The organism is Caproicibacter fermentans (genome assembly GCF_009746625.1).
Classification (GTDB): domain Bacteria; phylum Bacillota; class Clostridia; order Oscillospirales; family Acutalibacteraceae; genus Caproicibacter; species Caproicibacter fermentans.
The window spans coordinates 1-22,078 of record NZ_VWXL01000014.1 but is presented as its reverse complement, the minus strand read 5'-3'; the positions used below and the strand labels follow the sequence as shown (position 1 = coordinate 22,078).

Below are 22,078 nucleotides of genomic sequence, written 5' to 3'. Positions count from 1 at the left end.
CATCCGGCAAAGTCTTATCATATTTTCATGAAATCGGCCGCAGAAAGTGCTATGATAAAGAAAAAAACAGCGGACCGGATTTTTTTCGTGTCCGCGCCGGAAAGAGGCACCCTGGTTTTATGATAACCGTCAGCGTCTGCATGATTGTAAAAAACGAGGAGGCGGTTCTGTCCCGATGCCTGGATTGCCTGAACGGTATCGCGGATGAGATCATCATTGTCGATACCGGTTCAACCGATTCCACCCGTGAGATCGCAGAAAACTATACCTCTCATCTCTATCACTTCCCCTGGCGGGGGGATTTTTCCTCCGCCAGAAACTTTGCCTTTTCAAAGGCGACCAAGGATTATATTTATTCCGCCGACGCGGACGAGGTGATCGACGAGGAAAACCGTAAAAAGTTTCTCGCGCTGAAGCGGGACCTGTCCCCTGAAGTCGAGCTGGTTCAGATGCGGTACGCCAATCAGCTCCAATTCAACACAAATTACAATTTTGACGTGGAATACCGCCCCAAGCTGTTCAAGCGTGTTCGCAGCTTCCGTTGGATTGACCCCGTGCATGAAACCGTTGATCTGACGCTCCACAGGCTTGACAGCGAAATTGAGGTGGTCCACCGCCCGACCGCGCTGCACGCGCGGAGGGATTTTATCATTTTTCAGAAGGCCGTCAAAAAAAGCCCCCTCGACCCGCGCCTGCACCGGATGTATGCGAAGGAACTTTTCATGGCGGGAAAACCCGACGACTTCCTCGCGGCCTATCCGTATTTTGAACAGACGCTTCACGAAGAAACGCGCAGTCTGGATGATATCCGCGTCTCCCAGTGTGTGGTGGTAAGGTGCGCGCGGCAGCAGGGGGACCCCGCGGCCATGTTCAAGGCAGCGTTGAAAAATGTGATCGGAGGCACCCCGTGCGCGGAGGTCTGCTGCGACCTCGGCGATTATTTTCAGAGCCTCGGCGACTTTGAGGAGGCCGCCACCTGGTATTACACCGCCGCGTTCGGCGCGGAAAGCGAACTCGATCTCCGCGCCGCGGGGACGGTTCCGCTCCAAAAGCTGGCCGACTGTTACGGCGCGCTCGGCCTGCCCGAGAAAGCGGAGGCCTGCCGCGCCAAAGCTTTGCAGCGGGCCGCTCCCGCGCCGGACGAAATGATTTATTCAAAATAATTTCATAGAACTATGCTTGACTTCACATACTAGGTATGCTATGTTATGAATAGAGTAAGTTTCTGCTAACTTTTGGCAATGGAAAGAAGGTTCAAGCATGTCTGATGATAGAATTAAATCTGTTCAGGGTCTGGAGATAATTGATTCGCGGGGCAACCCGACCGTGGAAGCCACGGTTGAACTGGAAAACGGCATTACCGGACGGGGCGCCGTGCCAAGCGGCGCTTCCACCGGGACCTATGAGGCGCTGGAGCTTCGGGACGGAGATAAATCCCGTTTTGGCGGAAAAGGCGTTTCAAAGGCTGTGCACAACGTCGGCACCGTGATTCAGGATGCGGTCAGGGGGCTTGACGCGACCGATACGGCAGCCGTAGACAGCGCGCTGCTGCGCGCGGACGGAACGCCGGATAAATCCAAGCTGGGCGCAAACGCCATACTGGCGGTTTCCTTGGCGGCCGCAAGAGCGGGCGCAAACGCGCTCGGGCTGCCTCTGTACCGCTTTCTGGGCGGAATCAGCGCGGATACCCTGCCCGTGCCGATGATGAACATTTTAAACGGCGGAGCGCACGCCGCCAACAACGTGGACATTCAGGAATTTCTGATCATGCCGGCCGGCGCGCCGTCCTTTCGCGAAGGCCTCCGCTGGTGCGCGGAGGTATTCCACACGCTCGCGGGAATTTTGAAATCCAAGGGGCTGTCCACCTCGGTCGGCGACGAAGGAGGCTACGCGCCGAACCTGGAAACCGACGAGGAAGCGATCGAACTGATTCTGCAGGCGGTTGAAAAGGCCGGATACAAGCCCGGAAAGGATTTTGTTCTGGCTGTGGACGCCGCCGCCAGCGAGTGGGCTTCCACAGAAGGCTACAAACTTCCGAAACAGGGAACGCGGTACACAACGGATCAGCTGATCTCTTACTGGAAAGACCTCGCCGGAAAATACCCGATCCGTTCCATTGAGGACCCACTGGGCGAAGAGGACTGGCAGGGCTGGGCAAAAATTACGGAGGCGCTTGGCTCCGGCACCCAGCTGATTGGCGACGATCTGTTCGTAACCAACACAAAGCGCCTGGAAAAAGGAATTACCATGAACTGTGGCAATTCGATTCTGATTAAACTCAATCAGATCGGTTCCCTGACCGAGACGATCCGGGCAATCAAAATGGCTCACCGCGCAGGCTACACCGCGGTTGTCTCACACCGCTCCGGCGAAACGGAGGATACGACCATCGCCGACCTGGCCGTTGCGATGAACGCGGGTCAGATCAAGACGGGAGCCCCGAGCCGCAGCGAACGCGTGGCGAAGTACAACCGGCTTTTAAGAATTGAGTCCCATCTGGGCGGCGGAGCCGTCTACCCCGGCATGAACTGTTTTTAAAACCAACATCCGGATAGAAATGAAAGGAGCCCGCGAGGGCTCCTTATTCCTGTTTGTTTTCATTTTTATTTTGCTCTGAGCTTGATCCAGTCGACCTCACCCATCAGCGATTTGGACTGCGCGGAAAGCTCTTCGCTGGCGGCCGCGCTTTCCTCCGCCGTCGCGGAATTTGTCTGAATCACGGCGGAAACCTGTGAAACGCCCTGCGTAATCTGGCCGATCGAGGTTGCCTGAGCGTTGGAGGCCTGTTCGATGTTTTGTATCATCCCATTGATTTCCTGGACTTTTTCGGCAATACTGGAAAGCGCATGCGCGGTGCCGTCGGCCAGCGAACGGCCCTCCTTTACCTTTTCTATGGAATCGCCGATCAGTTCGCTGGTCTGTTTTGCAGCGTCCGCGGATTTTCCGGCCAGCGAACGCACCTCGTCCGCCACAACGGCGAAGCCCTTCCCCGCTTCGCCCGCCCTTGCTGCCTCGACCGCCGCGTTCAGCGCGAGGATATTGGTCTGGAACGCAATATTGTCGATCACATTGATGATTTTTCCGATCTCATTGGAAGAATTGCTGATTTCGTTCATCGCCGACAGCATCTGCTTCATTCTGCCGTTGCTTTCCTTCACTTCCTGTGCGGTTTGGTTCATCGAGCCCGCCATACTGCTGATCTGGGAAGTATTCTGACGGATTTTGTCGGAAACGTCCGAAATTGACGCCGAGAGCTCCTCAATGGAGCTGGCCTGTTCGGTCGCACCCTGCGCAAGCGACTGAGAACCGTCCGCAATCTGTTTCGCCCCGTTGTTGACCTGCTCCGCGGAGACCTTGACATTTCCGAAAATCCGGTTCAAGTTGTCCAGGATCGTATTCATCGAATCTGAAATCGGCTTAAAATCCCCGCGGAAATGCCTGACCCGCTCAAAATCGCATTTCCCATCGGCCACCCCGAGCAGGACGGTGGATATTTCCGATACAACATGGTCCAGTCGGCTGAACGCGAGTTTCAGCGACGACGCCAACCCGCCGATTTCATTGTTCGCGTCATAATCGACAGCAACTTTCAGATCACCCTCCGCAAACTGCCTTGCACAGTTCTCCAGCTCGCCAATCGGCTTAGCAAGACCGCCCGAAAGCTTATAACACAGATATGCGGAAAGGCACAATCCAACTATTTCCAGAATAAGGACGATAACGAAACAGGTCTTCGCGTCTTTGATATGGTCCAGTCCATAGAGTGCGCAGAATGAAATGATCGCCATGATAAGATTCACAATGGAAAAGCCGCCTATTAATTTGTGAGAGATTTTCATGTTCTTGATTCTCAGGCTGATTTTTTTCATATTCCCTTCTCCATTCTTTTTCTTAAAATAAAATAGATTTTTAAGTAATTAGTTATTAAATTCTATTTTAAATTACTTTTCTAACCGGATAAATCAAGTATAGGATGCAGCGGTGGACTTGTCAAGGATTTTTCCGCTGATCGTTGGATATTTGGTCGAATTCTGTCACAGATCATATAAAAGCCTGATGCTCCATCAGGCTTTTTATCATCCCTTCATGATGCGGTGAAACCTGCTCAGGAACGGCGTTCCAGCAATTCGGCCTGACCGGAAAGCTCTTCGCTTGCGGCCGCGCTTTGCTGTGTGGCGGCGAAATTTGTCCGCACTACCGCGGAAACCTGTCTCAGCTCCCGAGTCAAAAAAGCGACCGCCCCAAAGAACGGGGCGGTCGCTTTGCCGGATCATTCTAATCTGAGCCGTCAGGAGACGGCTGATTTTTTCTTCAAGTGAAACCGTTTCAATTCCTCTTTCAGCAAGCTTGCCTGCTCGGAGAGTTCTTCACTTGCCGCAGCGCTTTCTTCCGCCGATGCGGAATTCGTCTGAATCACGCTTGAAATCTGCTCAATTCCCTGCGTAATCTGTTCCGCGGCGCTTGCCTGTGTGGTTGACGCGCTGTTTATTTTTTCAACCGCTTCGTTCACTCTGCCGATTCTGACGGATACTTCCTCCAGTGCCTTCGCCGTACTGTCCGCGATTTCGGTTCCATCCTTCACCTTGGCGATGGTGCCCTCGATCAGAGCGGTCGTCTGGCTTGCGGCATCGGCGGACCTGCTGGCAAGCGACCGGACTTCATCCGCGACAACGGCAAATCCTTTGCCCGCTTCCCCGGCCCGTGCCGCTTCCACGGCGGCATTGAGCGCAAGGATATTCGTCTGAAATGCGATGTCGTCTATCACCTTGATGATTTTGCGGATTTCATCGGAAGAGGCGTTAATTCCGTTCATGGCGTCAAGCATCTGCTGCATCTGATCGTTGCTCATCTGAATATCCTGCGTCGTTTCCTCCAGATAAGATGTGACTTGCCCAATATGCTCCGACGTCTCCTGAATGCTCGATGAAATCTCCTGTGTGGAAGACGCCAGCTCCTCCACGGACGCGGCCTGTTCGGTCGCTCCCTGGGCAAGCTGCTGCGCCGCCGCGGAAACTTGCTGGGCTCCGCCGTCAACCTGGCCCGACGTTTCCTGAATGATTTCAAACGTATGGTTCAGCTTTTGCAGAATTTCCCGGAAAGCCCTGGTAATCGGAGCAAAATCCCCCACATAGTCGCGTGGAACCTCCATTGTTAAGTCACCCTCCGCGATCCGGTCAAGAGTCCCCGAAATCTCTTCCACGTCCTGTTTTAAAAGGGTAAAAGCGGTGTTAAGGGATGCGGATATGGTTCCGACCTCATTTTTTAGCTCACAGTTGAGCTTCAAGCCCAGCTCTCCCCCTGCGAATCTCTTTGTCGCAACCGCGATTTCTTCAATCGGTTTTGAAATCGATCTTGAAATCCAGACAACGGAGAACACGGCTGAAACGAGAAAGACCAGGCAGGACAGCGCCAAAAGCACAATGATTCCCACCGCAAGGTGTTTCAGCCGGCTCAGATCCTCCCCCGACAGCACCTGTGCAAGCGAATAGATTCCCACCGCAGAGGAAAAAATACCGAATGCGGAAAACGTAAACTGAAGTATGGTCAGTATTTTTGAAATCCTGACATTCTGAAAAATCCGTTTCAATGATAACGCCTTCTTTTTACAGGCTTAAAAATTCAGCCGTATTTATTTCAGTCATAGATTTCTAAACAAATGACAAAAAACTCTTTTATATCTGTTTTTCAAACTTTTTTCATTATATATTTATAAAATCAATATGTCAACAGCATGTATGAAGTTAATTGATTTTTCATTTACTTTTCTAATATAATTTGTAGAATTGAATTGAAAGGGCTGATATGAATGAACAGAATCCGTTTTTTGCGTATGCAGAAAGCGATGAAGCAGGAGGATCTTGCAAAGGTTATTCATGTCAGCCAGTCCTCTCTGTCCGGCTATGAAAACGAAAAATATGAGCCGGATAAAAAGACTTTGCTGCGCCTTGCCTCCTATTTCGGCGTTTCAATCGACTACCTTCTTGGAATCGACAACGCCCGATTTTACGAAAAAAAAATGTCTGAACAAATTCCCGTTTATTCTGTACTGCAAACGAACCCGCTGACCGGCCCCTGCGGTTCGGTACTCTATTTTCTTGATTTCGATCCCTACTGGAAAGAGGAAGGAGAATATTTCGGGATTCAGATTTGCGGCGATCGCATGGAGCCCCGTATGTTTGAAGGAGACGTCGCCATCGTGCGCCGCCAGGACACCGCGAAAGACAGCAGCGTCGCCGTAGTGCAGGTTGGGCGTGAAAACGCCTTGGTCATTCGCGTAATCAACCGCGAGGACGGAATGACGCTGCTGCCCTATAACCCCAAATACAAAGCCTTCTTCTACACAAATAAGGAAATCGCCGAGCTGCCCGTGAAAATACTCGGTAAAGTAGTGGAATTTCGCGGCAAATGCTAAAAACCGGAGCCGATTGCGGCTCCGGTTTTTAGCTTTGTCACAGTTTTTCAACCGATTAAATCATCTCCGTCTTGCAGCCAATTCCGGTATTCCTTACTCAGAGTCCCGTTCACCAGATCGGCTACGCCCTTTGAAGAACTTTGTTTCAAGGCCTGGTCGGCAACCGTTTGGGCTCTCTTGAAATCGATTAGGGAAAGCAGATTCCGAATCAGCGGAATCCTACCCGGGTTCACGCTGAATTTTTCCAGTCCAAACCCGATCAAAAGTGAGAGCGCCAAAGGATCCCCCGCCATTTCGCCGCAAAGGGAGCAGGGTATTCCAGCTTCCCTTGAATTCCGGATCGTCAGCTCAATCAGTCTTAAGACGCCTGGATCAAGATGATTATAAATGGATGCCACCTTTTGATTTGTCCGGTCTGCTGCAAGAACATACTGGGTCAGGTCGTTGCTCCCGATGCTGAAAAAGTCGACAAGGGCGGCAAATTTATCCGACAGAATGGCCGTAGAGGGAATTTCGACCATCATTCCGATCGGTATTTTTTCATTGAAAGGCTGATTTTCGGCACGAAGCTGTTTCTTTGCCTCTTCCAGAATGCTTTTGGCTTGCTGCAATTCAGAGATGTTGGAAATCATAGGAAACATGATTTGGACATTACCGAAAGCGCTCGCCCTTAAAATAGCCCTCAGCTGAATGAGGAAAATTTCCGGCCTGTCAAGGCAGATGCGAATGGCACGGTACCCCAAAAAGGCGTTTTTCTCCGCTTCCAAATGCAGGCTTTCAACCGGTTTGTCACCGCCGATGTCGATGGTTCGAATGGTGACGGGCTTCCCCTTCCAGTTTACGGCCAAGCTGCGGTAAACGGCAACCTGCTCCGCTTCCGAGGGAAGCCGGGGTTTGTCCATATACAGAAATTCCGTGCGGAACAGCCCTATTCCGTCCGCTGAATATTTGAGCGACTTTTCCGCCATAGACGTATCCATGATATTGCAGAGAACCCGAATTCTCTTTCGATCCGCCGTGAAAGCTTCACAGGCTTGGTATTTCTTCAGATCGGCTTTTTGCTGTTCGTAGAGCGCGATAATCTCTTTTGCCCGTTCCTTTTCCTGCTCGGAAAGTGAGAAAGAGGCGGTTCCTTTCTCGGCGTCCAGAAAGACAAGCTCGCCGTCTCGGATTTTTTCAATTCCAGCGCACCCGACGACAGTGGGAATTCCCAGCCCCGAGGCGAGGATCGCGACATGAGAGGTCCTGGAACCACGACGGGTCAGGATTCCCTTGATACGGCCGCAGTCGGCGACGGAAAGCAGGGCGGGAGAGAGGCTTTCCGCCACAAGGATTACATTCTTCTCAAGATGGGATAAATCCGGCTCGGAAAAGCCCTCCATCGAGTATGCCAGACGCCTGCCGACCTCACGAATATCTTGCGCCCGCTCGCTTAAAAAGGAATCTCCCAGGTTTTCCAGCGTGGCTGCCTGGTCCTCCGCAGCGCGCATTACGGAGGAAGAGGCGCAATATCCCTGTTCAATATAGCCGTCGATTCCTTTTCGAAACACATAATCGTTCAGTATGGTCCGATGCATTTCAAGCATTTCCAGCTTGGCTGAATTTCCCTCAATTTTTTTTTTGCTTTCGTCCAACTCAAGGCTCAGATTTTTAATTCCGTCCTGCACAGCCGTCATGAGACGTTCTTTCTCGCCTCTTGGGTCTTTGCGGTCCGCGTCTATCTCCGGGGGTGCGGAAAGGACCATTGCTTCGGCGGCGGCTTTCCCGAATGAAGCCGCAATTCCGACCAATTTCATTTCACTTAATCCTCCAGATTATTAATATACTCGCAGATCCTTTTTGCAGCGAGCTCTTCGTCTTCTCCATCCACACGAAGAGTAATCACCGTCCCCGCTTTCAACGCGGAGGAAAGAAGACTGATAATACTCTTTGGGTCCGCTTCCTTACCGTCGTGCGACATCGTGATGGTGCTTTTGAATTTCGTCGCAAGTTTGACCAGCTCGGTTGCCGGTCTCGCGTGAATTCCCGTCGGATTTTTTACCGTAATTACACAATTAACCATTGTAGACACTTCCCAAACTCAATTTGTTCGAACCAATGAAGCCGGTGCTTCAGCCATGGATTCATTCTAGGAGAAACCAAAATTGATGTCAATACGACCAATTAAATCATGATATTTAACAATAATGTTAAACTAATTTGTCATTTTATATAATTCAATGGCAAAATAATATAAAAATGATTTCACTAATTTATAAATTTAGTTGAAAGACATCCTCCGTTCTTTGCTTGTTTGCCTTTTAGATATGTTTTTTGCAACAGTAAGCCGGAAACAAATTGAGCTTTATATCAGCGAAAAATCAGATTATGATGAAACCATCCAAAAGGGAGGCGCGGACCGTTTGAAATCTGGTGAACTTTCCGGGGCCCCGGGCCGCAGGCAAAGACACATCCGATCCGGGGCGCCCAATAATCCGCAGGCAAATCATAGAGAAAAAGGATGAAGCAAATGATCAAAGAGTTAATCAACGAAGACAGCGTGGAAATCAATGCTGAGGTCAAAAACTGGAGGGAAGCAGTTCAAAAAAGCGGTTTAATTTTGGAGAAATGCGGAAAAGTGGAACACCGGTATACCGAGGCCATGGTGGAAAATGTGGAACATGCCGGACCATATATTGTGATCGCTCCGGGAATCGCTATGCCGCACGCACGGTCCGAGCAGGGAGTTAAGGAAATCGGCATTTCCCTGCTTCTTCTAAAGACGCCGGTCAATTTCGGCAATCCGGAAAACGACCCGGTGAAAATCGTGGTGGCTCTCAGCGCAAAGGACAGCAGCTCGCATCTGGATACTCTGGCGGAACTGATGGAGCTTCTGGGGGACAAAACTTTTGTTTCAATGGCCGACAAACCGCTTGCGAAACAGGACCTTATCAATTATATCCATCACAAAAAATTTAGTAGAAGCTTTGAAATTTAACTGTTTGCTGAAATAAAATTGCCGAACCCACCGAAAAAATCAATCACGGAAGAAAGAAGAATAACAAAATGAAACTTGCATGTGTATGCCAGTCAGGGCTTGGAACCAGCTTTATGGTTCAAATGAATCTGCAGGCAATTCTGCAGGAAGAAAATCTGGATATGAATGAATTTCAGCTGGATCATATCGACGTGGGATCCGCTACGCCGGACGCCGCGGATTATTTCTTCATCGAAAAAACCCTGGTGACGGCTTTGCCCAATATTCCGGCGGAAAAAATCGTCTCGCTGGATTCGATTATTGACAAGGAAGTGGCGCGTGCCGCATTGAACACCGTGCTTGATCGCAATGGCATTCGTCATAATTAAGGGGAAGAGAGAGTGATCAGTCATGAATGGAGTTCTTAATTTTATCATTTCCATCGCAACTACGCCCGCGCTGTTGGTGGGATTAATTGCGATGCTCGGCCTTATTCTGCAGAAAAAGCCGGCATCGGCCGTAATTCAAGGAACGGTTAAAACCTTTGCAGGCTTTCTGGTGCTTGTAGGCGGCGCGGGAATCCTGTCGAACTCTCTGACGCCGTTTGCAAGTATGTTCCAATATGCTTTTCATGTAAACGGAATTGTTCCAACAAACGAGGGCGTCGTAGCACTCGCTTTGGTAAAATACGGCACGCCGACGGCTCTCATTATGCTGGTTGGCATGGTGGTCAATATTCTTTTGGCCCGCTTCACACGCTTTAAATACATTTTTTTAACGGGTCAGGCGATGCTTTACGTATCCTGCATGGCGGCAGTAATTCTTGCGTCTGCGGGTATGGGGCAGTCCTGGCAGACGGTCCTTCTGGGCGGATTGTTTGAAGGAACTTTGCTTTCGGTAACACCTACGCTCTGTCAGCCGTTTATGCGTAAAATCACAGGCACTGACAATGTAGCCATGGGGCATACGGGCAATATTGGTTATGCGCTTTCCGGCTGGATTGGAAAAGTTTTCGGCAATTCCGATCCGGAAAAATCAACAGAAAAGCTGAATATTCCAAAGAGTCTTGGATTTTTGCGCGATTCAACGGTCTCCATCTCGCTTTTGATGTCGGTGGTTTACCTATTACTGGCGATTGCCGCGGGCCCCCAATTTGTGGAGGCAAAGCTTTCCAACGGCACAAACTACATTATCTTCGCTATTGTTCAGGCGGGAACCTTTGCCGCCGGGTTTGTGGTGGTGCTTCAGGGGGTACGGATGATTTTGGCTGAAATCGTGCCGGCCTTTCAGGGGATTGCTCAAAAACTGGTGCCAAATTCAAAGCCTGCTCTTGATGTCCCGATCGTCTTCCCGTATGCGCCGAACGCTGTGCTGATTGGTTTCTTCGTTTCTTTCTTAACAGGAGCTTTGTCGATGTTCGCAATGCTTGCTTTGGGAACAACGGTAATTATTCCTGGTGTAGTCGGGCATTTCTTCTGTGGGGCGGCCGCGGGGATTTACGGGAACTCGACCGGCGGCCGCCGGGGCGCAGTGCTCGGATCTTTCGTTAACGGCCTGCTGATTTCTTGGCTGCCTCTCTTTATTATTCCGGCTTTGGGTTCGTTTGGCGCGGGGGCTTCGGCTACTTTCGCCGATACAGATTATTTGATTCCAGGCATTATTATGGGAAACATCAGCCATATGGGCGCCGCTGCTCTAATCACGCTTATTGTCGGCTTTACGGCTTTGGTCATCATAGCCAGTGCTGTGCTCAATGCCAGAGACAAGGCAAAATCCAAATAAACGAAAAATAAGGGAAAGGGGGCCGGATTTTCATGAATCCGGCCCCCTTTTGTAAAGGCTGAAAGAATTTCAATTTGTCAAGTTAACGTTTTCAACTTGCACTATAATGAAATGAGGATAAAAGCGCGGGAAGATCTTATCCCTAAACTGCACCGATCAAACTGCTGTAAACGCGCTTTGTGCTTTATACCTCTACGACGGATACCCGCGCACAAAGGGAAAAAACTATTGAATGGGTAAGGGGGAATTCTATTGATCAATCGCCGGTGCGCCGAAATTCTGAGTGACCTGACCGCAGCCAACCGACCGGTCAGGGTCGCCGATCTTTCGGAAAAATACGGCGTAAGCCAAAGAACAATTCATAACGACATTGCAAAGATTGATTCCTACCTTCATGAGAATGGCCTTGAATCGGTGAAAAGGAAACCGGGGTCCGGCCTTTGGTGCAGCTTCACCAAGACCGATCTGACCAAGCTTCGGCAAAAGCTGGACAGCATCGGCTTTTACCAGTATGTGATGACGATTGAGGAACGTGTTCGGTTTATCATTATGACAATGCTGAAAAACAGTAATTATGAAACAGTGGCGGATTTGAGCGAAGAGCTTAAAGTAAGCAAAGGAACCGTTCATAAGGATCTGAAACAGGTCCGGCTTTGGCTGAAAGAACACAATCTCGAGCTGGACATTCATAAAGCCCACGGGGTCAAAGTGCTCGGGGATGAAGAGGGTATTCGGCGCGCCTATATGAAGCTGGTGGACACCCCCCAGGAAAGGATCGATTACTTTTGCGCCAATGGGATTTTCTCCCGACAGGATATTATCTATATCAAACAATGCCTTAAAAAAGCGGAAGAACATTTGGAGCTGGTGTTTACGGACGAAACCTTTCAATCCTTGTCCGCCTACTTAGGAATCGCGGTATTCAGAAACAGACAGGGAAAAAAATTGGATCTGCATCAGAAAAACATCGATATGCTGAAAGATAAAGAAGAATTTTCGGTTGCAGAACTGATTGCGTACATGATAAAAGGAAGGTTTTCCATCCAATTAGCCGAAGACGAGATCGCCTATCTGGCCATGTTCCTGCTCACCGGCAATGTAATCATAAACCGGCGGCCCGATAAAGAAAACTGGGTACAGTGGAGAATCGATGTCTCAGAGCTGATCAACCATTTTCAGGAGGAAGTCTCAGTCAACTTATCTAATGATGAACAATTGTTTGAAGGGCTGCTGCAGCATTATAGGCCCATGATATACCGGGCGAAGTATCAAATTAAAATTACGAACCCTTATCTTGCGGAAATCAAAAATTCCATCGCGGGTACGTTTCAAAAAACCCGCAGTTGTCTCAGACCCATTGAGTATCAATACGGCATTCAGCTGTCGGACGATGAAATTGGCTATCTGGCTTTATATTTTCAAACTGCTTTGGAAAAGGTTAAGCGGGAAGCCCCTAGAAAAAGCGCGCTGATTGTCTGTGAATCAGGAATCGGGACAGCAAAAATCGTGCAGCTGCGCCTTCAGGAACTGTATGATGTAAATATCATAGATACCATTCCTGCCAGAGCATTGAAAAAGACCTTAAAGAGCGTTGCTGTCGATTGTGTTATTTCAACTATTCAGATTCAAGCGAAAGGAATCCGGTGCATTGTGGTAGACCCGTTCATCAGCGATGCCGACATGGTCGAACTGGATCGTTATTTACCGAAAAAGAGAGCGTTTTCGCTTCAAGCCAAAGGAGACATCGACCTCGGTTCCCTGATACGCACGATTGAAAAATCGGCGGTGATTTTTGACCGCAACAAGCTTGAAATGCACCTTCATCAGTTACTGACCCGATCAGGGCCATCGGGTGACGCGCTGAATCTAACCGATGTTTTTCAGACGGATGACATCTCGCTGAACGTTGAGGCGGAAACTTGGGAAGATGCGGTTCGGCAGGGCGGGGAGCTGCTGCTGCGAAAAGGAAAGATCGAACCGGGGTATATCGATGACACGATTCGGAATGTCAAAAAATTCGGACCGTATATTGTCATTCTTCCGGGTATTGCACTCCCCCATGTGAATTCCTTTAAGCTGGTTCATGCCACCGGCTTCAGCTTAATTACGCTAAAAAAAGCGATCCCTTTTGGTAATGGAGAAAACGACCCCGTTCATTTGGTAATCTCTTTTTGTTCGGTCGATCAGTTTCAGCATATGAAAGCACTGTCCCAGCTGATGCAAATTATTAAAAGAAAAGATTTTCTGGAATTTGCCCGCTCGGTGAAAACCAGAAGCGAACTCATGAACTATTTTATTACATCTATTTTTGGCACACCGGATAATTTCATGTGACTTTGAATTCGTTCAATCGGGTATTTCGCTGAGCAAAAGAATAAATTCGCCGTAATATTCTCTTTCTTCCTCTAACTGCCGAAGCACGCGTAGCGTAAATGCACAATGTTTTACCATTCGACGCCGGACGGCGGATCGAATCTACTGGACAAGGCACGATGCGTTTTCGAGTATCCCGCCGTAGCAGAGCCGATCAGCATCGCCGTGTCCTGCTCAGACGATTAAATAGTCTTTCCCGCCGGAATGAAAGCTTTTCGCACCGATTCCGGTCTGAGAGACGTATTCCTGAATATTTTTCTTCATTCCGGACAGAAAGTTACCGGATTTGCCGTAATCCGCAAGCATCTTTTTCGCAACGTCGCCGTGCGGCGCGCAGAAGTCCTGGATGGAGTCCCCAAAATAGGAGCCGTCTTTCGCCGTCGTGCGGCCGATCAGCTTCCACGGATTTCCGTCCTTCGAAAAGCGGAGCTCCATCGGAATCCTGCTTCCGCCGACCGAATTCAGGACTTCCCCGTCCAGCTCATATTCCGCTTCGTCTACCGTCGCAAAGACCCGCAGCGCGCCGTCTTCTTCAAAGCTGCCGTAAATTACCGGAGCGTTGATCACCACGTTGCCGTCGGTATAAGGCTCCGAGTAAAACTGCCCCAGCGCCTCATAAACGGCGCTTTCCACCGCGTCGTCCGTACGGTGCTCATAGGGCGGCAGCGCCGTATGACGGTTTTGAAACTCCTCTTTCGCCTTCGCCAGAGCTTCTTCGGCTTCACGGACTTTTTGCTGCTGTTCGGAATAATCCGCGGCCCCGCTTTTCCGCCGGTTCTCGAGCTCCACCTGCGCCTGCTTTAAAGTTTCCTGCGCCTGTGTGATTTGCTCCCGAAGCGCCGTCAGGCTCGCTTCCGAGCCGCCGCTTTTTACGGCTGTTTCCGCCGATTCCAGATTCCGCACCACAGGGCAGGAACCCGAAATCACAAAAAAGGCGCTCCCGTCTCTGGAAATCGCGTACCACTGCTCCGGCTGCGGGCTTTTCCCTTCCAGTACTGAGGTAAAGCCGTAGCAATCCGCGCCGGCGAAAACCAGTCTTCCCCGGGAAACGAGCTTTTCGGGGAGAATGATCGGCGCATGCTGTTCCACCGCTGTTTCTGCCTGACCGACGGTCAGCAGATCTTCCCTCTCTTTCGCTTCGGTAGAGTGGGTCATCTGGTAATCCTCCGCGGTGCGGCTGTTTAAATCCGCCAGAAATTTTTCCATTTCGCTCGCGCCCTGAGATAGCGTTCTCACATCGGTCTGTTCCTGCTTCATCGACTGCTCCCGCGTGTAAACGAAAGTCATGGCGCAGTCCGGCGCATCGACGTAAAACACGACGCGGTCGGCATTCTGGATCAGACTGAGTATCAGCGTCGCGTTCCGGTACGCCCAGGAAAGATCCGTTTGAGTGAGAAGTTCATCGCTTTGCGCGGTATAGCGGACCGTCAGCGAATATGGTTCGCTGTTTGTCTGAAGCGCCATTCCCCCCTGTACCATGCCGTCGGGCAGCGACAGAGCTCCCAGCACTCTTCCGACCGCGCTGTTGTCCCCGATAGATTCCGTGCGGACTGAAAGCAGCCTTTGCGCCAGAACATCTTGTTTTTCCCGGTTTTTCCGCCCATCCGGGGAAGTTCCGCCATAGGTGACAAACGCCCCGCAGGAAATCGTCAGAACCAGGGCGACGCACAGCGCCGCCGCGCCGCGGCGTCTTTTCTTTGTATTCAAAATTGTCTCGAGGCGGCGCTTCAGTTCCTTTTTTCCGCCGCCGAACCCTGTGGAGAGAGGGGCGCGTCGCTGAGTCGCCTTCTGCGCGACCGAAAGGATCGCGCGTCCGTATTCCGCCCGGAACGCCGGGTCGGCGTTTTTAAGCGCCGCCTCGTCGCAGGAAAGCTCCAGGTCTCGGTTCGCCGCCCGCGCCATCAGCCAGACAAGCGGGTTGAACCAGTGGACGGCGCAGGCGGCGGCCAAAAGCAGGCGATACCATAAATCGCGCCGCCGGAAATGCGTCAGCTCGTGCCGAAAAATCACCCGCAGCTCCCCGTCCTCAAACAAACCGGGCGGCAAAAGCAATACCGGGCAAAGCAATCCGATTAGCATCGGTCCCGCATCCTTTTTGCCGCGCATCAGGCGAACCCGGCCGCCTCCCCCGGCCGCCGCGCGTTCTTCCCGGAACAAACGGAGAACCCCGTCATCCGTTTCCTCCGAGCTCCAGCGCAGAAGCCGCCGCCGAAACAGCAGGCTGGAACCCAATGTCCACAGCAGGCATCCCGCCGCCCCGGCCGCCCACGTCACCGCCAGAAGCGTGTTCAAGGGAACCGTGCGCTTTTCCGCATCCTCTCGGATCAGTTCCGCTTTCTTTTCATACGCGTTCCGCTCCTGTCCGGAAACCGTATCCGGGATGGAAAAAGAGCCGGTGCCCCGGGTTCCGGGAACAACAACCGTGACGCCCTGTTCCGGCGAAGGCGCCGGAAGCGCGACGGCCGTCTGCGGCAGTTCGAAATGGATCGGAATCAGCAGGCGCACCGCAAGCGCCAGCCAGACCCAACTCCTCCATTGCGCGGCGTAAACCTTTCGGGTCAGTTTTCCCGCGGAAAACAGGAGCAATATCAACGCGGAAGCCCCCGCGGAAATTTCTGCGGTATTCTCCGCGAAACGAATCAGCAGATTCATGTTCTCCCCGTCCTTTCGTCCAAAAAGGCGCGCAGCTCCTCAAGGTCTTCGGGCGTGATGGAATGGCTGTCATACAGCGACGCGACCAGCCGGGTGACGGAATTGCCGTTCAGCTTTTCAAGTATGCTCCTGTTCTCATCCGCAAGATATTCTTTCTCGCCGATCAGGGGCGTGTAGCATCGGTTCCTGCCCTGCCTTCCGCTGCTGAGAAAGCCGCGCGCAATCAGCCGATTCAGAAGCGTCTGAAGCGCCGAAACGCTCCAGGGTTTTTCACGCCCAAGAATTTCGCGGACACGCGCGGTGGTGACCGGGTATTCTGCGCAGCTCCAGACAGCCTGCATCACTTTCAGCTCTGCCCCGGGCAGCTTTGCAATTTTACGCATAATAAAAGCAACTCCTACAACTGTAAGATATATCTTATACTACAGTTGTAGGAATTGTTTGTCAAGTTTTATTTTGCCGCGGTTACGGCCCCGGCCTTGTCTTTCGTTTCTGCATATGGTAGGCAATGCGCACCACGGCCGATTCCGGCAGAAAGCGCTCCCCGAACAGGGCTGCTTTCATGGAAAAACCGGGAACGATCAAGGTTTTGCGCGCGAACATTTTTTGGACCGCATAACGCGCGACGTATTCGCTGGAGAGCCCCTTGACGCTGAAACGGACGTCTGCGACGGAATCGAATTCAGTATGCACGGGTCCGGGGCAGAGCGCGCCAATGTAAACCCGGCTGCCGTCGCGCCGCAGTTCCTCCGCAAGGGCCTGCGTCAGACGCAGGACATAGGCCTTGGAGGCATAATAGCTGGAAAGCAGCGGACCCGGCTGAAACGCGGCGGAGGACGACACATTCAGAATATGGCCCGAATCACGCTGCTTAAAATCGCGGTAGAAGAGCTTTGTCAGGATATGGACGGCCCGGATATTGACGTTGATCAGATTCAGTTCGCGTTCAAGATCGGTCTCATCAAACGGGCCGAACACACCGAAGCCCGCGCAGTTGATCAGAACATCGATTTCTTCCCCGCGCACCTGACGGTAAAGGTCGTAACACTGGTCTTTGAGGGAGAGGTCCGCCCCCACCACGCTGACATGCGTCTGCAGCTGCCGCGCGAGCTCTTCCATCCGGGGGACCCGCCGGGCCGCGAGGACGAGGTCGTATCCCCGTTTGCTGAGCTCGCGCGCAAAATCCCTGCCGATGCCGGAGCTTGCGCCGGTAATCAGCGCTTTCATATCATCGCCTCCTCTCGCAGTGTTTTTTCATAGACCGGAGTATATTTCAGTATTCCCCCCGGGCGTTCCGACTGATACAGCGTTATTTTTTCCACCCGCATTTTTTTCGCTGGTACCACAAAGGCCCCGTGGTCGTAATCCTTTTTTAAAACAGCCTGGCGCGCAAGCGTCAGATGCGGGCGAAAAGCACGTTTTTCCAGACGAAACCCACGGTTCTGCAGCTGTTCGTATAACTGACGGTAAAGGCCCGTCAGATGCTCCGACCGTTCCACGCCGGCCCAGAAAATATTTCCGTCCTCTCTGCGAAAGTAGTAGCCGAATCCGCCCACATGCAGAAAAAACGGCGCCGCGCCGACGGAATCCATCGCCCCCCTGACCTCGCCGAGCTTTTCAGGAGGAATCTCCCCCAGAAAGGCAATGGTCAGATGCAGGTTTTCGGCCTGCACAAATCTTCCGCTTTCACAGCAGAGCCTCAGCCTCCGCATTACTTTCTCCAGCGTATCCCTGATTTCAGGGGACAGCGAAACGGCAATAAACAGACGCGTAAAACCACCCCCATCCGCAGACGCGTCTTTTCTTTTTTTCTTATTATATCACAATTCCGGGCCGATTCTATCACCCCCGATCATTTTTAATTTAATGAAAAAAACGGCGCGGAAAATTCCGCGCCGTCAGCTTGTTAATAGACAAATAAGCCGCAGTAATCAAAGGTTTCCCCGGCCGTCAAATTCGACAGCGCGCTCCGGAACAAACCGATCCGGCCTGCAGACCTTTTCATCCGGGTTTCTCGGGCGTCTTGTCGCGCGGTCCCGGCGGTCCGGCCAGTGGTTGACCCGGTCCTCTTCCAAATAAACAAGTTCGTTTCCAAGATAGTTCATAGCTGCCTCCTTAAACGGAAATCCGTCCGACGTTCCTCATGTGAGCGTTCCCCGTCATCGCCGCGGGGTCGAAAATCGCTTTCAGCCTGTCACCGCTCAGGACCTTGCGGCTTTCCACCAATTCCAGAATCGGGACTCCCGTTTTCAGAGACTCTTTTGCAAGCTCCGCCGACTTGGCATACCCGATATAAGGGCAAAGCGCGGTAATGATGCCGACGCTTTCCTCAAGGTGTCTGCGGCAGACCTCACGGTTCGCCGTAATCCCGGTCACACAGTTGTCAACCAAAGTTCTGACCGCTCCGGTAAGGCCTCTGGCAGACTCAATCAGATTATAGAACAGAACCGGCTCAAACGCGTTCAATTCCAGCTGGCCGGCTTCCGCCGCAAGAGTCGCGGTGCAGTCGTTGCCGATGATTTGAAACGCCACCTGCGATACCACCTCCGGAATCACAGGATTGACCTTTCCCGGCATAATGGAGGACCCATTCTGTTTCGCGGGCAGAGCAATCTCCATGATGCCGGTCCTCGGCCCGCTGGAAAGCAGTCTGAAATCATTCGCCATTTTGGAAAGATTGACCGCGCAGGTCTTCATTGCTCCGGATACCGCCACGAATCCGTCCAGATTCTGCGTCCCGTCAATTAAGTCCTCCGCCTGAACCAGCTTGCATCCGCAGATTTTTTGAAGATTCGCCGTGATGTTATACAGATAAGCGGGCACCGCGTTGACCGAAGTCCCGATTGCGGTAGCGCCCATATTGACGACGCGCATCTCATCCTGCACCCTTTGCAGCCGGACGATATCCCGTCTGGCCGCAGCGGCCCACGCGCCGAATTCCTGCCCCAGGCGGATTGGAACGGCGTCCTGAAGCTGGGTGCGCCCCATTTTGATCACATCGTCGAATTCCCCGGCCTTTTTCTCAAGCGCGGCGGCGAGGCGCTCCAGCTGGTGTACGGCCTCCGGAATCAGTTTCAGCATGGTCAGCTTTCCGGCTGTGGGAAAAACATCGTTTGTGGACTGCGACATATTGACATGGTCGTTGGGGTGAACAATGGAATAGTCCCCTTTTTCTCCCCCGAGAAGCTCGATCGCCCGGTTGGCAATCACTTCGTTCGCATTCATATTGGCGCTTGTTCCGGCGCCGCCCTGAATCGGGTCTACAATAAACTGGCTGTGCAGACGGCCCGATATGATCTCGTCACAGGCCGCAATCACCGCGTTTGCGACCGATGCTTTCAGGTCCCCCGCGTTGCGGTTTGTAATCGCGGCGGCCTTTTTAATCTGCGCCAGCGAGACAATAAAATCTGCGTCCATGCGCCTGCCCGTGATGTGAAAATTACTTCTGGCCCGCAGCGACTGAACCCCGTAATATGCTCCCGCAGGAACATGCAGGCTCCCGATGGAATCTGTTTCCGTTCTCGTTTTCATGTGAATGCCGCCCCATTTCCGGAATAAACAGCCATATCTCATTTCTCTGAACGGAAGTACTTTAACACGTTCCCGGAGTTCCGTAAACAGTTTTTCCGCCATTCCGTGATATTTTTATTTTTATGTGTTTTAGCTTTAAGTAAGTAAGTCAGCCGTTTTTTAACTTTACTTTTTTAGGCTTCGGATCATTTTCATTCTGCTCCCGTCCTTCTTTACGAACGGAGGGCGGCTCTTCTCCTGAGGAAAAATCATAACTTCTGAATCAAGTAAGTAGAATACTTTTAAGGATAGACCGTATCTATTAAATTTTTGCCCCTTGTTCTCCAATCTCGAAGTGCCGCCTCTTAAAATTTTTCCTCTGATTATTTCTTTTTCGTATTGAAAAATAATTGAAAGTGTTTATAATAAAATTAAATGCAAAGGGGCAAACCGTCGGTATAGGCGGCTTATCACCTTTGCATTCTTTATTTTTGCAAACCGAGGCAAAATAAAGATAACGAATTGAAAGCACAACAAAAAGTGAATCTTTTTACATTTTTATCTTGCAAAGATGTGAAAACGATTTATAATAAAATAAAATGCAAAGGGGCATGTCAGGCTTAATTTCTGGCTGGCTCCTTTTTTATTTAAATATTACCGCCATAAGCCATTAAAAAAGTAAATCTTTATGAGGTGATGAATTATGGATAAAATAGACGCCACATTGATTTCCGCACTGCAGGAAAACGCGCGGATTCCAATTAAAACGCTGACGAAAAAAGTTTTTTTATCATCCCCCGCAATCTCGGCCCGTATTGAAAAGCTTGAGAAACAGGGTCTGATCAGCGGCTATCATGCGTCGGTAAACCAGTATAAACTCGGATATCATATCAAAGCGTTTATCAACCTGCAGATGTCGCCGAACCAAAAACCGGAATTTTATCCGTTTATCCGTTCCTGCCCCAACGTGGTGGAGTGCAACTGTGTCACCGGCAATTACTCCATGCTGATCAAAGTGATTTATCACAGCACCATGGAGCTGGATGAGTTCATCGGCCAGCTGCAAAAATACGGGCCGACGGAAACGCAGATCGTTTTTTCCACCCCGGTGGAGGCCCGGGGCGTCACGGTACTGGAGAGCGATTCCCTTTAAAAGCGGAGACAGCAGCAAGGCCGGCCCGGAATTCGGGCCGGCCTTATTTTCACTGTCTCGGTCACCGTTGGCATCGGCGGTTGCCGGAAACACGGTCAAAAACCGCTTCACCGTAACCTCGCTTGTTTTCGCATGGATGCCGTTCTGCCAAGCAGGCCGGATGTTTAACGAAAACAGTCCGGTTTAGCGAGGCATGTTCGAACGAAACCCATAAAAAAAGCTCCCCCACCGCATCTAAGATCGCCGCGGACAGGCCGCCGCAAAACGTTTCTGGAAGAAAAGGAGCTTTATTGACCAAAATTCCCATAAGTTGAATTCTTCGCCTTTCCACCGGTCAAATGGATTTTTTATATTTCAGACGCGTGGCAATTCCTCCGCGGATATGGCGCTGAGATTTGTTGAACTCCAGAATGATCTTCACTTTTTTATACAGCTGCGGATCGATTGTTTTCAGGCGCTGCGCCACATCTTTATGTACAGTGCTTTTGCTTACGCCGAATTTTTTCGCTGTACTGCGCACAGTGGCCCTGTTCCGGATGATATATTCGCCGAGCTCCACGGCACGTTCCTCCACAATACCTTTCACTGCTCCACCCTCCAAACGAATCCGATTGCTAATAGGTATGCGGGAGAATGGTATTTTAGTACCCAGCAAATTGCAGAGCGACAGGAATAAGTCAATGACAGGCGCATTTCATAAGCTTTTTGTTTTGTTTTCGCAACTAAATTCAAAAGCAATAGTCACCCCCCGGCACAGCCGGGGGTTCTTCCTATGCGGGCAAAGCCCTGTTTACTGGCAGCGCCTCAAGGCGCTCGGAGACTTCTTACGCTTGCAACGAAACTTCTCACCCCCTCCCGCAAACAAGACAAAACGAAAATCGAAAGCACATTTGGTGCGGAAGGGGACCGATACGGTAGGGGGCTGCGCCCCCTCCCTGCCAAAGCCCTTCTCGTTTCATGGAAGCTGCCTATTTTGCTTTGACACCGAAACGGAAGGATTGTGGGTAAAGTTTAGCTTGCATTTTTACTCACCGCTAAAGCTTTTTTGAAGGGGGTGTTGCAAAATGAAAATTTTGCAACACCCCCGTTTATGTTGAAAAGTGATCTAAATATGAAGCTTTTGTTGAAAACTTTGCGAGACAAATCGTCGAAATAGGAATAGCAATGCTAAGCTCCGCCGTAAAGCAAAGCTGAAAAATCAATCATTTTCTGTTTTTCTGGAATCTACTCTTTTTGAAGG

The 22,078-nt window shown here is 51.1% G+C and carries 21 protein-coding genes; 8 read left to right on the top strand and 13 right to left on the bottom strand.

Annotated elements, in window-relative coordinates:
• Positions 1–119 precede the first annotated feature (119 nt).
• On the top strand, positions 120–1,163 hold the full coding sequence (locus tag CAFE_RS01960) for a tetratricopeptide repeat-containing glycosyltransferase family 2 protein (protein ID WP_156989658.1): 1,044 nt from the start codon (positions 120–122) through the stop codon (positions 1,161–1,163).
• A gap of 97 nt (positions 1,164–1,260) precedes the next feature.
• Positions 1,261–2,538, top strand: coding sequence for a phosphopyruvate hydratase (eno, locus tag CAFE_RS01955; protein WP_066642734.1), 1,278 nt, complete (start codon positions 1,261–1,263; stop codon positions 2,536–2,538).
• A 65-nt stretch (positions 2,539–2,603) separates the two neighbouring features.
• On the opposite strand, the gene CAFE_RS01950 is transcribed toward eno, so the two are convergent.
• The 3 genes from CAFE_RS01950 to CAFE_RS01945 form a co-directional block, all read right to left on the bottom strand.
• Complete coding sequence (locus CAFE_RS01950; protein WP_066642731.1) at positions 2,604–3,869, bottom strand: methyl-accepting chemotaxis protein; 1,266 nt, start codon at positions 3,867–3,869, stop codon at positions 2,604–2,606.
• Between the two features lie 236 nt (positions 3,870–4,105).
• Complete coding sequence (locus CAFE_RS20280; RefSeq protein WP_267459228.1) at positions 4,106–4,228, bottom strand: hypothetical protein; 123 nt, start codon at positions 4,226–4,228, stop codon at positions 4,106–4,108.
• 60 nt (positions 4,229–4,288) lie between these two features.
• Positions 4,289–5,587 carry a methyl-accepting chemotaxis protein gene (locus tag CAFE_RS01945; RefSeq protein ID WP_066642729.1) on the bottom strand — a complete coding sequence of 433 codons (1,299 nt, stop codon included), beginning with the start codon at positions 5,585–5,587 and terminating at the stop codon, positions 4,289–4,291.
• A 219-nt stretch (positions 5,588–5,806) separates the two neighbouring features.
• Here CAFE_RS01945 and CAFE_RS01940 point away from each other — a divergent pair, with 219 nt between their 5' ends.
• The gene (locus CAFE_RS01940) at positions 5,807–6,412 is read left to right on the top strand and encodes an XRE family transcriptional regulator (RefSeq protein WP_066642721.1); all 606 of its coding nucleotides are present in this window, start codon (positions 5,807–5,809) and stop codon (positions 6,410–6,412) included.
• A gap of 47 nt (positions 6,413–6,459) precedes the next feature.
• Here the strand turns inward: CAFE_RS01940 and ptsP are convergent, their stop codons facing one another.
• Together ptsP and CAFE_RS01930 are read right to left on the bottom strand one after the other, a co-directional pair.
• Positions 6,460–8,208 carry a phosphoenolpyruvate--protein phosphotransferase gene (ptsP, locus tag CAFE_RS01935; protein ID WP_156989657.1) on the bottom strand — a complete coding sequence of 583 codons (1,749 nt, stop codon included), beginning with the start codon at positions 8,206–8,208 and terminating at the stop codon, positions 6,460–6,462.
• Between the two features lie 5 nt (positions 8,209–8,213).
• Positions 8,214–8,474, bottom strand: a complete 261-nt coding sequence (locus tag CAFE_RS01930) for an HPr family phosphocarrier protein (protein ID WP_066642697.1) — start codon at positions 8,472–8,474, stop codon at positions 8,214–8,216.
• 447 nt (positions 8,475–8,921) lie between these two features.
• On the opposite strand from CAFE_RS01930, the gene CAFE_RS01925 reads away from it, so the two are divergent.
• The 4 genes from CAFE_RS01925 to CAFE_RS01910 all read left to right on the top strand — a co-directional run bounded on the left by CAFE_RS01925 (position 8,922) and on the right by CAFE_RS01910 (position 13,484).
• Positions 8,922–9,389, top strand: coding sequence for a PTS sugar transporter subunit IIA (locus CAFE_RS01925; RefSeq protein WP_066642973.1), 468 nt, complete (start codon positions 8,922–8,924; stop codon positions 9,387–9,389).
• Positions 9,390–9,457: 68 nt separating this feature from the next.
• Positions 9,458–9,757, top strand: coding sequence for a PTS sugar transporter subunit IIB (locus CAFE_RS01920; RefSeq protein WP_156989656.1), 300 nt, complete (start codon positions 9,458–9,460; stop codon positions 9,755–9,757).
• A 22-nt stretch (positions 9,758–9,779) separates the two neighbouring features.
• The gene (locus CAFE_RS01915; protein ID WP_066642693.1) at positions 9,780–11,150 is read left to right on the top strand and encodes a PTS ascorbate transporter subunit IIC; all 1,371 of its coding nucleotides are present in this window, start codon (positions 9,780–9,782) and stop codon (positions 11,148–11,150) included.
• Between the two features lie 252 nt (positions 11,151–11,402).
• Positions 11,403–13,484 (top strand): BglG family transcription antiterminator, encoded by a 2,082-nt coding sequence (locus CAFE_RS01910; RefSeq protein WP_156989655.1) that lies wholly within the window; start codon positions 11,403–11,405, stop codon positions 13,482–13,484.
• A 213-nt stretch (positions 13,485–13,697) separates the two neighbouring features.
• On the opposite strand, the gene CAFE_RS01905 is transcribed toward CAFE_RS01910, so the two are convergent.
• From CAFE_RS01905 to CAFE_RS01880, 6 genes are all read right to left on the bottom strand, one after another.
• On the bottom strand, positions 13,698–16,175 hold the full coding sequence (locus CAFE_RS01905) for a M56 family metallopeptidase (RefSeq protein WP_156989654.1): 2,478 nt from the start codon (positions 16,173–16,175) through the stop codon (positions 13,698–13,700).
• Positions 16,172–16,558 carry a BlaI/MecI/CopY family transcriptional regulator gene (locus CAFE_RS01900; RefSeq protein ID WP_066642686.1) on the bottom strand — a complete coding sequence of 129 codons (387 nt, stop codon included), beginning with the start codon at positions 16,556–16,558 and terminating at the stop codon, positions 16,172–16,174. The genes CAFE_RS01905 and CAFE_RS01900 overlap by 4 nt, the downstream gene beginning before the upstream one ends.
• Before the next feature lie 82 nt (positions 16,559–16,640).
• Positions 16,641–17,402, bottom strand: a complete 762-nt coding sequence (locus CAFE_RS01895) for an SDR family NAD(P)-dependent oxidoreductase (protein WP_066642684.1) — start codon at positions 17,400–17,402, stop codon at positions 16,641–16,643.
• Complete coding sequence (thpR, locus tag CAFE_RS01890) at positions 17,399–17,935, bottom strand: RNA 2',3'-cyclic phosphodiesterase (RefSeq protein ID WP_321173011.1); 537 nt, start codon at positions 17,933–17,935, stop codon at positions 17,399–17,401. The genes CAFE_RS01895 and thpR overlap by 4 nt, the downstream gene beginning before the upstream one ends.
• Positions 17,936–18,106: 171 nt before the next feature.
• Positions 18,107–18,280, bottom strand: a complete 174-nt coding sequence (locus tag CAFE_RS01885; protein ID WP_156989653.1) for a hypothetical protein — start codon at positions 18,278–18,280, stop codon at positions 18,107–18,109.
• A gap of 10 nt (positions 18,281–18,290) precedes the next feature.
• On the bottom strand, positions 18,291–19,706 hold the full coding sequence (locus tag CAFE_RS01880) for an aspartate ammonia-lyase (protein ID WP_156989652.1): 1,416 nt from the start codon (positions 19,704–19,706) through the stop codon (positions 18,291–18,293).
• A 682-nt stretch (positions 19,707–20,388) separates the two neighbouring features.
• Between CAFE_RS01880 and CAFE_RS01875 the strand changes: the two genes are divergently transcribed.
• Positions 20,389–20,838 (top strand): Lrp/AsnC family transcriptional regulator, encoded by a 450-nt coding sequence (locus CAFE_RS01875; protein ID WP_066642669.1) that lies wholly within the window; start codon positions 20,389–20,391, stop codon positions 20,836–20,838.
• Between the two features lie 61 nt (positions 20,839–20,899).
• Here the strand turns inward: CAFE_RS01875 and CAFE_RS01870 are convergent, their stop codons facing one another.
• A complete protein-coding gene (locus tag CAFE_RS01870) occupies positions 20,900–21,145 on the bottom strand; it encodes a hypothetical protein (protein ID WP_066642666.1) in 246 nt (81 codons plus the stop codon).
• A 27-nt stretch (positions 21,146–21,172) separates the two neighbouring features.
• Entirely contained in the window at positions 21,173–21,424 is a 252-nt protein-coding gene (gene spoIIID / locus CAFE_RS01865) for a sporulation transcriptional regulator SpoIIID (RefSeq protein WP_066642663.1), read from the bottom strand.
• Positions 21,425–22,078 lie beyond the last annotated feature (654 nt).

Coding starts and splice junctions, on each gene's coding strand:
- CAFE_RS01905 (WP_156989654.1), bottom strand. CDS start 16,175: ATGAATCTGCTGATTCGTTTCGCGGAGAATACCGCAGAAATTTCCGCG.
- CAFE_RS01925 (WP_066642973.1), top strand. CDS start 8,922: ATGATCAAAGAGTTAATCAACGAAGACAGCGTGGAAATCAATGCTGAG.
- CAFE_RS01920 (WP_156989656.1), top strand. CDS start 9,458: ATGAAACTTGCATGTGTATGCCAGTCAGGGCTTGGAACCAGCTTTATG.
- CAFE_RS01960 (WP_156989658.1), top strand. CDS start 120: ATGATAACCGTCAGCGTCTGCATGATTGTAAAAAACGAGGAGGCGGTT.
- eno (WP_066642734.1), top strand. CDS start 1,261: ATGTCTGATGATAGAATTAAATCTGTTCAGGGTCTGGAGATAATTGAT.
- CAFE_RS01950 (WP_066642731.1), bottom strand. CDS start 3,869: ATGAAAAAAATCAGCCTGAGAATCAAGAACATGAAAATCTCTCACAAA.
- CAFE_RS01915 (WP_066642693.1), top strand. CDS start 9,780: ATGAATGGAGTTCTTAATTTTATCATTTCCATCGCAACTACGCCCGCG.
- CAFE_RS01880 (WP_156989652.1), bottom strand. CDS start 19,706: ATGAAAACGAGAACGGAAACAGATTCCATCGGGAGCCTGCATGTTCCT.
- CAFE_RS01885 (WP_156989653.1), bottom strand. CDS start 18,280: ATGAACTATCTTGGAAACGAACTTGTTTATTTGGAAGAGGACCGGGTC.
- CAFE_RS01930 (WP_066642697.1), bottom strand. CDS start 8,474: ATGGTTAATTGTGTAATTACGGTAAAAAATCCGACGGGAATTCACGCG.
- ptsP (WP_156989657.1), bottom strand. CDS start 8,208: ATGAAATTGGTCGGAATTGCGGCTTCATTCGGGAAAGCCGCCGCCGAA.
- CAFE_RS01940 (WP_066642721.1), top strand. CDS start 5,807: ATGAACAGAATCCGTTTTTTGCGTATGCAGAAAGCGATGAAGCAGGAG.
- CAFE_RS01900 (WP_066642686.1), bottom strand. CDS start 16,558: ATGCGTAAAATTGCAAAGCTGCCCGGGGCAGAGCTGAAAGTGATGCAG.
- CAFE_RS01875 (WP_066642669.1), top strand. CDS start 20,389: ATGGATAAAATAGACGCCACATTGATTTCCGCACTGCAGGAAAACGCG.
- CAFE_RS01895 (WP_066642684.1), bottom strand. CDS start 17,402: ATGAAAGCGCTGATTACCGGCGCAAGCTCCGGCATCGGCAGGGATTTT.
- CAFE_RS01870 (WP_066642666.1), bottom strand. CDS start 21,145: ATGGGAATTTTGGTCAATAAAGCTCCTTTTCTTCCAGAAACGTTTTGC.